Source organism: bacterium, from assembly GCA_030654305.1.
In the GTDB taxonomy this organism is placed as follows: domain Bacteria; phylum Krumholzibacteriota; class Krumholzibacteriia; order LZORAL124-64-63; family LZORAL124-64-63; genus PNOJ01.
In genome coordinates this window covers 1-11,972 of the sequence record JAURXS010000044.1, presented here as the reverse complement: position 1 = coordinate 11,972, position 11,972 = coordinate 1, and the positions used below count along the sequence as shown (strand labels likewise).

The 11,972-nt window shown below is 70.8% G+C and carries 6 protein-coding genes; all 6 read right to left on the bottom strand.

The window, feature by feature from the left end:
* Positions 1 to 661, bottom strand: a 661-nt coding sequence (locus Q7W29_01050; GenBank protein MDO9170403.1) for a lamin tail domain-containing protein, incomplete at its 3' end; no start/stop codon positions are given.
* A 49-nt stretch (positions 662 to 710) separates the two neighbouring features.
* Entirely contained in the window at positions 711 to 2,948 is a 2,238-nt protein-coding gene (locus tag Q7W29_01045) for a hypothetical protein (protein ID MDO9170402.1), read from the bottom strand.
* A 1-nt stretch (position 2,949) separates the two neighbouring features.
* Positions 2,950 to 5,634 carry a pyruvate, phosphate dikinase gene (gene ppdK / locus Q7W29_01040; GenBank protein MDO9170401.1) on the bottom strand — a complete coding sequence of 895 codons (2,685 nt, stop codon included), beginning with the start codon at positions 5,632 to 5,634 and terminating at the stop codon, positions 2,950 to 2,952.
* A gap of 127 nt (positions 5,635 to 5,761) precedes the next feature.
* Positions 5,762 to 8,059, bottom strand: a complete 2,298-nt coding sequence (locus tag Q7W29_01035; protein ID MDO9170400.1) for a hypothetical protein — start codon at positions 8,057 to 8,059, stop codon at positions 5,762 to 5,764.
* Between the two features lie 68 nt (positions 8,060 to 8,127).
* On the bottom strand, positions 8,128 to 10,686 hold the full coding sequence (locus tag Q7W29_01030) for a hypothetical protein (GenBank protein MDO9170399.1): 2,559 nt from the start codon (positions 10,684 to 10,686) through the stop codon (positions 8,128 to 8,130).
* A gap of 43 nt (positions 10,687 to 10,729) precedes the next feature.
* A partial coding sequence (locus tag Q7W29_01025; protein MDO9170398.1) for a hypothetical protein occupies positions 10,730 to 11,972 on the bottom strand: 1,243 nt, incomplete at its 5' end.

The following is an 11,972-nucleotide window of genomic DNA, read 5'->3' as shown; positions in this document are numbered from 1 at the left end:
TGTTGCGCAGGGTGACGGCGACGGCGACGGCGACACCGGGCGCCGGCAGGCTGGGCGGGTCCGGCGTGACGGTGAGCACCTGCCAGCCGTAAGTTGGGAAGTTGGGCCGACCGGGCGTCGGCTCGGCGCAGACGACCCAATCCCGGTCGTTGCGGCCGGAGTCCTCCCCGTCCGGACGGCGTCCGAGGGAAGCGGCGGCGGTGCCCGGATGTGGCGCCGTTTCGAAGAAGACCGGATCCGCGAGATCCCCGTAGCCCAGCAGGTCCAGCACGACCTCGCCGCGCCGCAGTCGGACCGCATCGGGGCCGTTCTGCAATCTCAATGAAACCAGGACGTTGGGGGCGACATCTCCAGTCCAACCCGAATCGGCGATCAGCCAGCGGGCCCCGGGCGCGAGGCTGTCGCCCGGCGCGCCTTCCCAACGCCGCTCCCAGGCGGGAGCCACGGCGCCGTTGGCGAACTCCAGACGAACGCCGGCGAGATCCAGCGTTTCGGCGCCGACGTTCAGGAGTTCCACGAACTCCGCCCCGCCGTCCGCGCCGGGCGGATCGTAGAGGACCTCGTTCAGCAGAGGTTCGGCGGCGCCGGTCCGGACGGCGAGCAGCGAGACGCACACCGCGACGACCAGGGCCGGCGCGGGCAGTCGGGTAGGCAGGCGCAAGTGAGGCGATCCCGCTTCCGGGAGGAGAGCCGGGAGGTGCGAACGGAGCCTAGAGCATGCCGCGTGAGCGGCGGATGGCCCATTCCGCGCCCAGCAGCAGCGTCGCGCAGGCGATCAGCCACCAACCGTGGACGAGGCGGACCTCGGACCGGCGCTCTCCGGTGGCCGCGGACCAGTCGGCGGCATCCAGGACGCCGGCCAGGGAGCGGGCGGCGCCCGGAGCGTGCCCGTCCACGTAATGGCCGCCCCAGGCCGCAGCCAGGGCGCGCAGGCGCCGCCGGTCCTGACGCACCTGCGCCTCTTCGGGCAACGCGGGGACCACGACGAATTCGCGCTCCGGCCCCAAGGCGGAATCCGTGCCGGCGGCGACGGGCCGTACCCGGTAGCGGCCCGGCGCCTGGGGCGGCAGCGTCACGCGACCGCGCCCAAGCTCCCCGGGCACCGGGGTGGGCGTGAACGACCGCGGCGCACCGGCCTGGGTCGTGTCCCGCAGTTCGAGGGCGACGGCACCCGGCGTCCCTTCCCCGCGCAGGCCGCGCACCTGCGTCTCCAGCCGGATGGCTTCGCCCTCGCGGTAGAGGGTGCGGTGCCCGGCGATCGTGACGCCGCCGAGCTCGTCGCCGGCCGCCGTCCAGACGAGCAGGTTGCGGGCCAGGCGGCGCACGGGATGCTCGGCCGTGCCGGCGGCGCTCGCCGGCGGCTGCCAGAAGGCCAGGGTCCACAGCTCGTCCGTCCCCAGCCAGGCCACCGCGCCTTTGCCGGCGGCGCCGATCGCGAGCAGGGGCGACGGGCCGGCGCCGTCGCGTCCCGGCGCCGTCAGCAGCACCTTCGCCTCGGGACGCGCCCGCGCCGGCGCGATCGGTCCCAGCGGCGGCAGCCACGCCCACGCCGCGGCCTCGGCCGACAGGCCGGACAGCAGGGAGTGGCCGGCCTCTTCGCGACGGACCTGCAGGGGCCCGCCCCCGCCGGCGGCGCCGCCGCGCACGACCGGGAGCAAGCCGGCCAGCGCCGCGGGCAGGTCCGTCCGCGGGGAATCGACCACCAGCAGGCCGAGGCCGTCGCCGACCGCCGCGGCGAGACCGTCGACGTCGACATCCCCCAGACCGGCCGCATCGCCGAGCAGGATCACGCCGTCCCAGGCCAGCCAGCCCGCCGCGCCGCGCGGCGGCGTCCAGGGCGCGCCGTCCAGCCGCGGCCCGCGCTCCCCGGGGTGGACAATGTCGAGCGTCAGGCGCCGCTCCAGGGCGGCGGCCTGGGCGAACACACGGACGTTCCAGTCGGGCCGGCCCGTGATCAGCAGCAGCTTCTCGCGGTCCTGCCGGACGGCCACCGCCAGGGACACCTCGTTGTTGGCGAGGTACCGCTCGTTGACCAGGGGCGCGACCAGCAGGCGCGCCACCTGGAGACCCGCCGCGCGGGGCGTGAAGGCGAGGTCGGCGCGCAGGGTCGGGTCCCCGGGCCCGACGACGGCCGTGACCGCTGCCAGCGTGTCGGCGCCCTGGACCAGCGCGAGCCGCAGGCGCAGGTCGTCCCGGCGCGGCGGGCCGCGCACGCCCACCACAGCCTCGACCACGACCTGGTCCCCGACGAAGGCCGTCTCCGGATAGCGCACGTCCGCGAGTTCCAGGTCCGCGGGGCCGGAGGGGTCGCCGACCCCGATCAGCAGCGGCAGGGCGCCGTCCGTCGGCGCGAGCGGCCCCTGGGCGGCGGCCTGCGTCCACTGGTCTGTTTGCGTCTCCTGGTCTGTTTGCGTTTCCTGGCCGTCCGTCACCAGGACCAGGGCCCGCAGGTTGCGCGACGACCAGGCGCGCGCCGTCTCGGCGGCGAGCCGGCCGAGGTCCGTGCCCACGGCCGTCGGCGGCTCGCCGGGGGCGTCGCGCAGGGCTCTGGTCGCCGCCAGCCCGTTGCCGCGCAGCACCGTCGTGCGCACGGGCGGATCGCGGCGCGTCAGCAGGGACTCGACCTGAGCGGCCCACGCCAGCGCCCCGGTCCAGCGCGCCGGATCGCCGGGAGCGTCGCGCAGGCCCATGCTGGCGGAGTCCTCGACGACGATCACGGCCTCGGGCGGCAGCGCGACGTCCCCGGACCGCTGCAGCCGCGGCCCGGCGATCGCGACCAGCAGCAGCAGGACGGCGGACGTGCGCAGCCCCGCCAGCAGGCGGCGCACGCCGCGCGGCGCGAGAGGTTCGGTGGAAAGGTAGTGGCGGCGCACCCAGAGGGCCGCCGCCACCGCGATCAGGACCAGCAACGGCAGCCAGGCCGCCGGGATGGCCCAGGCCAGGTTCACCTCAACCGTTCCTGATGGCGGCGTGGGCCGCCGCCAGGCGCGCGATGGGCACGCGGAACGGTGAGCAGCTCACGTAGTCCAGCCCCACCCGGTGGCAGAAGTCGACCGAGCTGGGGTCGCCGCCGTGCTCGCCGCAGATGCCCAGGTGCAGGTGCCGGCCGGAAGAGCGGCCGCGCTCGACCGCCATGGCGACGAGCTGGCCGACGCCCTCCTGGTCGAGCTGCTGGAACGGGTCCGAGGGCAGCACGCCCATCCTCACGTAGTCCGGCAGGAAAACGCCGGCGTCGTCGCGGCTGTACCCGAAGGTCATCTGGGTCAGGTCGTTGGTGCCGAAGCTGAAGAAGTCGGCGTGCAGCGCGATCTTGTCCGCCAGCAGGGCGGCGCGCGGGATCTCGATCATGGTGCCGACGAGGTAGTCGACCTTCGCGCCGACCTCCGCCATCACCCGGTCGGCGATCGCCACGGACATCTCGCGCATGTCCTTCAGCTCGCGCACCGTGCCCACCAGGGGGATCATGATCTCCGGCCGGACGTCCACGCCGCGGGCCTTGACCGCCAGGGCGGCGCGGATGATGGCCTCGACCTGCACCTCGTAGATCTCGGGGTAGGTCAGGCCCAGGCGGCAGCCGCGGTGGCCGAGCATGGGGTTCATCTCGTGCAGCGACTCGATGCGGTGCTTGACCGCGGCGACGGTGGCGCCCAGCTCCCCGGCGAGCTCCGCGATCTCGGCCTGCTGGTCGGGCGTGGGCAGGAACTCGTGCAGCGGCGGGTCCAGCAGGCGCACCGTGACGGGGTAGCCGTCCATGGCCTCGAAGATCCCCTCGAAGTCGGCCTGCTGCAGCGGCAGGATCTTCACCAGGGCCTTGCGGCGGCCCGCCTCGCTGTCAGCCAGGATCATCTCGCGCATCTTCTTGATGCGGTCCTCGCCGAAGAACATGTGCTCGGTGCGGCACAGGCCGATGCCCGCGGCGCCGAAGGTGCGCCCCTGGCGCGCGTCGTGCGGCGTGTCGGCGTTGGTGCGCACGCCCAGGGTCCGGCGCTCGTCGGCCCAGGCCATGATCCGGTTCAGGTGGGGGTCGTCGAGGCTGGGCGCGACCAGCGGCACCAGGCCGGCGATCACCTGGCCGGTGGTGCCGTCGATGGTCAGCAGGTCGCCGGCCTTGAAGGTCCGGCCGCCGATGGCCATCGACGCGGCCTGGTAGTCCACGACCAGGTCGCCGCAGCCGGCGACGCAGGGCTTGCCCATGCCGCGGGCCACGACGGCCGCGTGGCTGGTCATGCCGCCGCGGGCGGTGAGGATGCCCTGGGCGCTGTTCATGCCCTCGATGTCTTCGGGACTGGTCTCGCGGCGCACGAGCACCACCCGGCGACCGGCCTTGACCGCGGCCACGGCGGCCTCGGCCGAGAACACGATCTCGCCCTGCGCGGCGCCGGGCGACGCGGGCAGGCCCTTGCCCAGCACCACGACACCGGCCGCGGGGTCGATCTGGTCGTGCAGCAGCTGGTCGAGGTGCCCGGGCTCGACCGCCAGCAGCGCCTGGTCCGGCGTCATCAGGCCCTCGGTCTGCATCTCGGCCGCGATGCGCACGGCGGCGCGCCCGGTGCGCTTGCCGTTGCGGGTCTGGAGCATCCAGAGCTTGCCGTCCTGGATCGTGAACTCGATGTCCTGCATGTTGCGGTAGTGCTGCTCCAGCTTCTCGCGGATGCCGCACAGCGTCGCGTAGGCCACCGGCATGACCTCCTCGAGCGTGGGCAGGTCGCGCACCGGGTTGCCCTCGGGCAGGCGGTCGCGGCCCTGGAGGTTCAGCGCCTGCGGCGTGCGGGTGCCCGCCACGACGTCCTCGCCCTGGGCGTCGACCAGGAACTCGCCGTAGAAGAAGTTCTCGCCGTTGGACGGGTCGCGGGTGAAGGCGACGCCCGTGGCGGAGTTGGTGCCCATGTTGCCGAAGACCATGGTCTGGACGTTCACGGCCGTGCCCATGTCGTGCGGCAGGCGGTTGAGGTTGCGGTAGCTGACCGCGCGCGGCGTGTTCCAGCTGCGGAAGACGGCCTCGACGCTGCCCCAGAGCTGCTCGCGGGGATCGGTCGGGAAGTCGCGACCCGCGGACTTGCGGATGATGGCCTTGAACTCGGCGATCATGGCCTGCAGGTCCGCCACGCCCAGTTCGGTGTCGAGCTTCACGCCGCGCTTCGCCTTGAGGGCGTCGATGGCGTGCTCGAAGAGTTCGCCGTCCACGCCCATGACCACGTCGCCGTACATCTGCAGCAGGCGGCGGTAGCTGTCGTAGGCGAAGCGCTCGTTGCCGCTGCGGGCGATCAGGCCGCGGACCGTCTCGTCGTTGAGGCCGATGTTCAGGACGGTGTCCATCATGCCCGGCATCGAGACCTTGGCGCCCGAGCGGCACGAGAACAGCAGGGGGTCGGCGGGGTCGGCGTACTTCTTGCCCATGACCTTCTCGATGCGGGCGATCGCCGCGTCGACCTCGGTGCGCAGCGCGGCCGGGATCACCGGTGCGGCGAGGTAGTCGATGCAGCAAGCGGTGGTGATGGTGAACCCCGGCGGCACCGGGATGCCGATGCGGTCCATCTCGGCGAGGTTGGCGCCCTTGCCGCCGAGCAGTTCCTTCTGGGCGCCGTCGCCCTCCGCCTCGTGGTTGCCGAAGAAATAGACGCGTTTGCCTTCCATCGTGCTTGCCTCCCCTGTGACTGCGATCCGGGCGTCCGGCGAGGGACCCCGCTGGTCTGCGGTGAAATGGCCCGGCGGCGGCGCCGGGCCAGAAGATCGGAGCGTGCGGCACCCGCGCGGGGCCGCGTCAGCGGATGATGACGACCTTGCCGTAGAAGTCCTCGCGCGCGGGCATCTCCACCTTGTAGATGTAAACGTCCGAGGCGAGCAGGTCGCCGTGGCGGTTGCGGGTGACCCAGGGCATCAGGTTGTCGATCTGCTGCTCGGGACCGAGGTCGGCCACCTGGTCGCCGTCGAGCGTGAAGACCTGGACCCGGCTGCCCGGCGGCAGGTTCTTGAACGTGACCTTCTCCCCTTCCGAGCCGCTGAAGCCCGACGCCTGGCGCAGGGGGTTCGGGTAGGCGAAGATCTCCGGTCCTTCGACGGCGCCCGCGGCGGGCAGGGACACGAAGAACCGCTGCCGGTTGCCGTCGCCGCCGAACAGCGAGAGCGGGTCGCCCGGGAAACGGGTCGAATAGAGGCGCTCGGCGGTCAGCGAGGCCGGCGACGCGGTCGCGATGTTGCCGTAGTCGAAGGTGGTGACGGCGTAGTTGTAGTCGAACCCCTCGTAGACCGTGTCGTCGAAGAACGTCACGGACGACGGGTCGGAGAAGTCGAAGCAGGCGGCGCGCTTGTCGGCGTAGCAGTTGGGCGTCTCGTTGTAGCTGGTGTCGCCGCAGTAGCCCTCGATGCAGGATTCCGGGTTGGACTTGTCGTAGTAGCCGATCAGCTGCATCGCGTCGGGGTTGTTGCCCTCGCTGCGCCACACCGCGTACCCCTGGAAGTCCTGCGCGAGGAGCGAGAAGCTCGTCGAATCCGCGACGGCGCCGGCGCCGAAGGAGATCGTCAGGCCGAAGTCGAGGTCCTGGTACTGCGGCTCCGTCTGGGACTTCTTGATGGTGTCGGACAGGCGCAGCGGCGTGCCGGGGACGTAGATCCCGCCCCCGTACGTGGGCAGCCAGTAGCGCTGAACCGGGTCGGCGGCGAGGTGCAGCCGCGTCATGGAGAGGTTGGCGGGCTGGGCCAGGCCACCCGCCGACCAGACCGTGTCGTTCCTGGCGCAGGTCAGCAGGGCGAAGCCGTCGGCGGTCGCCAGGTAGGTGTCGCGCTCGGTATCCAGGACGAGCGAGGTGATGACCGGGAGGGTCAGGGGATCCGGCCAGGCAATGGACGAACCGACCGGGTGCCAGACGAGGCCACCGTTGCCCGACCACCAGAGCCCCGCGTCGCTCGTGCCGGCCATGATCCGCGCTGGGTTGACCGGGTCGACGGCGAAATCCACGACGGAGAGGGGCTGGGAGCCGGGGTCCAGCAGTTCGTTCCAGATCCAGTCCCAGTTGTCGCCGCCGTCCACGCTGGTGTAGATCCCGAAGCTGTTCACGCCGACGTACAGCCGCCCGCCCTGGTCGACGATGCGGTTGATGACGGGCGGCCCCTCGCCGCCGCCGGTCGGGAAGTTCAGCGGCACGCGCAGCGTCGACAGCCGCGTGTAGGACGCGGCGCGGTCGCTGGAAACGAACAGGTCGAGGTTGCCGACGGCGACGTAGAGGGCTTCCGGCCGGCGCCAGACCAGTTCCGTCACCCGCCGCAGGTTCCAGTTGTCCGTGGGATCGAAGACCGCCTGCTGCTGGGTGAAGGTCTGGCCGCCGTCCCGGGTGAGGAACACGCCCTGCCGGCTCGTGCCCACCAGGAAGGTGCCGGCGTCGTCGGGGGCGAACACCAGGGCGGTGATCACGGATTCGTTGAGCGAACCGTCCGGGAAGAGGTCGGCGGCCAGGCGCCGCCAGTCGCTGCCGGCGTCCGGCTTGTACCAGAGCCCGCGGGTCAGACGGTCGCCGAGGGCGGCCAGCAACGTCCCGGGCGAGGTCGGCGCCTCCGCCAGGACGCTGACGTCGGCCTTGGAGAGATAGGGCGGCAGGCCGGCGTTGCGCTGCGACCAGACGCCGTCCTGGTCCATGGCCAGGACGCCGCCGTTGTTGCTGAGGTTGACCTCGCCGAGGATCCGGCCCGTGACCGACTGGTTGAGGTTGGACCAGGAGATCAGGACGCTGTTCTCGCTCACGGAACCGACCTCGCCGCCAAAGAGGCTGGTGCAGAGCAGCTCGCGGTCGAATTCGTCCCGGTAGGCCCCGTCCAGGGTCACCTGGAAGCCCAGGCCGACCGTGTCGATCGGGACCGCGCACGTCGAAGCGGCGTCGTCGATGGCGGGCCAGGTGATCTCGGCCCCGAACCTCCCCGTCGACGACAGCGCGATCGTCACGGATTCCGGCGAGACCAGCCGGAGCGAATCCAGGGCGCAGACGTCGGGGGGGGTCGCGGACGCCGCGGGCAGCGCGCCGCACAGCAGCGGCAGGACCGCGGTCGCCAGAAGTGCCCTCTTGGTCATCATCGTCTCCAGGCTGCGCGTGGCGACGTGCCGAAGTTCCGGCCTCCCCGTCGCCACGCTGGCTCGGTTCAGGGCGTCATGGCCAGGCCGAAGTGGTCGTCGAGGACCCAACGGATGACCCGTTTCATCTGCGTGTGGTCGTACAGGTGCGGGTCGAAGCCCCAGACGACGTCGGCCCGGCCGCCCGGCTTGGTGTCGACGGTCTGGTAGCTGAACAGCCCGATGGGCACCCCGTTCAGGACGGTGCGGCCCGTCGACGGGTTGCGCGCGTAGAGCCCGCAGGGGTTGGTCGTCGGGTAGATGAAGTCGTCGTCCCCGTTGGCCAGGTGCAGGTCGAGGATCCAGTCGTAGCGGGGCAGGGCTCGCCACATGGGCTCGATGGCGGGCTGCCCGTCGGCCAGGATCTGGGGCGACCAGGTCGCGCGGCGGGCGGTCTCGTTGTAGTCGTAGTACTCGTCGGACTGGCTGAAGTTGTAGGGCGAACTGGGCGACGGGATGCCCCCGCCCGCCACCGTCGCGGCGTCGGACCAGGCGATCTGGTCCCAGACGAAGACGGTGTCCGCGAAAGCGCCGGCCTGCACGTGCGCGGCCTTGAAGTCGGGGTCGATCACGACCGCCTTGGTCCCCACGCAGTTCTGCTTGCGGTGGGAGGTGCCGGTGCCGCACAGCGTCGGCGAGTAGTAGAAGCTCGCCGGCGTGAACATCGACGACACGGCGATGCCCAGTCCGCGGTAGGGGTACTGCAGCGTGCCGAACACGGTCTGGGTGCCGTCGTCCTCCTCGCGGAGGCCGAAGCTCATGCCCCTGGCCTCGCCGCTGCACTGGAAGGATTCCTCGTCGTTGTTGTAGATGATCGGGTAGAGCCACGGGATGCTGCCGGCGGTGAGGGTCATGTTGTTGAGGTGGAAGTTCTGCACGACGCCCGAACCCGCCAGCAGGACGTTGCCCACGTTGCGCTGGTAGGCCTCGAGCCAGACGTAGGCCTCGGTCGGGATCGCGTCGCCGCCCTGGGCCACGTAGACGCTGGGCTGGAACGACGAGGCGAGGTAGGTGGTCATGACGCGGCGCGCGGACCAGATCAGGGTCTTGTACCGCACGATGTCGCGGTAGCCCCAGTTGCCGAGGAGCCGCTCGTTGTCGATCACGTCGCGGTCGCTGCTGTAGCGCGACACGCCGCCGCTCGAGGCCAGGACGTCGTCCCAGAAGGCGTCCCGGTGCAGGTCGTTGTCGTACTGGACCGAGTTGTTGAAGCTCGGCCAGGCCTGGCTCGTCCGGTCAGGCACGTCGTCGATCAGCATCAGCGGCAGCCGGTCGGCCTCCTCGGGCACGGGCACCACCGACAGGAAGTACTGGAGGCGGGTCAGCAGGCCGCTGTTGTCCTTGCACTCGACGGTGAACACGTGCAGGCCCTGGGCGAAGGAGCGCACCGCGGAGGAGAAGTTGGCCTCCGAGAGGCCGAACTGCACCTCCCAGCCCGGGTCGTTGTCGTCCTGGAGGTCCTGGATGTCCCAGCCGTACCGGTAGGCGGTGATCTCGCCGCCGTAGTCGGCGGCGCTGCCGAACCACTCGAACTGCAGCGGCTGGTCCTGGGCGATGTCCTTCTCCAGCCGGGCGATCCCGGTGGCGATCTCCGTCCCCAGGTAACGCTCGCGCAGCACGAGCACGGGCGTCTGCGTGTCGTCGATGCTGAAGTTGACGACGGGGGAGAAATAGCCGCGGTCGAGGCTGACCGCGCCGGCGATGTCCTTGGCCTGCAGGGCGAAGATGTAGTAGATGATGTTGTTGTTGGCGTCCCGCTTGACGCCTTGGAAAGTCTGTCGCCGCTCGGCGGGCGTGGCGGCGTAGGGGATCCAGTCGCTCCACTGGGGATCGTCGAAGGTGACCAGGGAGTCGACCACCTGATCGTACTCGTACTTCGTGTAGACGTAGTGGCTGCCCCCGCCCGAGGCGTTCGACACGAGCGCGGTCTTGTACAGGTAGCGGACCGCGATCGGGGTCCCGAGTTCGTAGTCCGGATCCGAGCCCGCCCAGCCGATGATGAACGACGGCGGCACGGTCTTGGCCTCGGGCCAGAGGCCCAGCAGCGCGGAGGGGCTGACGACGCGGATGGAGGGCGACAGGGTCGTCGACGTGAAACTGACCAGCGCCGGCGAGGGGTCGACGCCGCCGTGGTCGTCGATGGCCCGCACGATCAGCGTGTGCGGCTGGTAGAAGCGCTGCATGTGTTCCGGCAGGATGGCGTCGTCCTCGAAACCCTGGCGGTCGGCCGTCACCACGAAGGTCGAGTCGCTGGCCGTCGTGAACCGCCAGGGATTGATGGTGTCGCCGGTGGCCGGGTCGACGGTCAGGGTGTCGCGGATGCTGATGCCGTCGTCGCCGTTGGCGGTCATCTTCCACTGGTAGCCGCGGACGCGCCCGTCGGGGTCGCTGCCGGTCCAGTAGAAGTGCACGGTGTATTCCGTGTCGCGCAGGTAGGGCGGCGTGCCGGTGATCCGCGTGTCCGGCAGGGCGTTGACGAGGGCCACGCCTCCGAGGTCCGACTCCGGGCCGCAGCCGTTCACGACCGCCAGCAGCAGGACGGGGGCCATCGCCAGCGCCAGCGCCGTCGTCTTGGTGATCTTCAACACGTGAGACCTCCCGGTCCGCCGCCGCGCGTCGCGGCCGCCTCGACTAGTACCCGGTCGGGTAGACGCTCCCGAGCTGCGTGTAGGCCTTGATCAGGTACGATTTCGTGAACGTCTCGCTCTCGAGGCAGAAGTCGTTGAACCTCAGGCGCGCCGCCACGCCGTCGCCCGGGACGATGCTGCAGCCCTCGTTGTGGAGCGTCGGCACGCGCACGCCGGTGTAGTAGGCGTAGGCGCAGCGCTCGGGGCGGTAGATGCTGTTGCTCGCGTCGCGGACCACGACCCGGGCCGTGTTCAGGCCGAGCTGCCGTGTCGTCAAGTCGACGGCGCGGTCGATGGTGCTCGGCGTCCAATCCGGGTGCTGGGAGGCCAGCAGTCCCCGGTAGACGTCCACGCCCGCGCTCAACAGCAACTGGGGCACGAACACCTCGACCTGCAGGCGCCAGACGCCGTTGCTGTCGTAGTTGTCGCCGAAGTTCTCGTGGAAGGTGTAGGACACCTGGGTCAGGTCGTCCGACCCCCCGCCTTCGCGGATGACGTTGGCCAGGGAGTCGCGGTGCGAGACGATCTTGTAGCGCCACGACATCGCGCGGTCGATCGGGTTGCCGTACGTGAGGTCGGTCGGGCTTTGGCGGGGCAGGAACAGGCGCTCATCCTCTTGGTCCTGCGCGTACAGCAGCAGCTTGTATTCGTAGAAGTACCCCTGGACGGAGGCCAGCCCGGTGATGTCCGTCGGCTCCTCGTACCAGACCGCGTTGGTCGTCGTGTTGAAATAGACCGTGCGCGGCACGGTGTAGACCTGCTGCAGCCGCGTCCAGGTGGGATCGGGCGCGGGAGGCGTCGTGGACAGGGCGCAGTAGTAGGTCTTCAGCTCGTCGCTGCAGTTGTCTTCGGGGTACCCGCTGGGGGTCGCCCCCGTAACGACTTCCACGCATTCGACTTCCGGATGGAAATTCGCGAAGAACGCGAAGACGTCCGGCGTGCCGTCGCGCCGCTCGTGCTCGTCCAGGGCGCGCATGCTGACCCGGTAGTCGAACGACCCGACCACGAAACTGAGGGTGTCGGAGCTGCCGATGGCCGTGTTGTCGAAGTCGTCCCAGACGCTGTTCTGCGGTTCGCTGTACTGGGTCGCGAAGCGGAACAGCGAGTTCGCGCCGCCGAGGAAGCGGCCCACCGCGTCGAACTTGGTCTGGAAGCGCAGGCCGTAGCCGGGCGGCGTCTGGCCCGGGATGTCGCGCAGGCGCGTGTCGCGGTGGTCGTCCCAGCCGATGGCCTTGAAATGGACGACG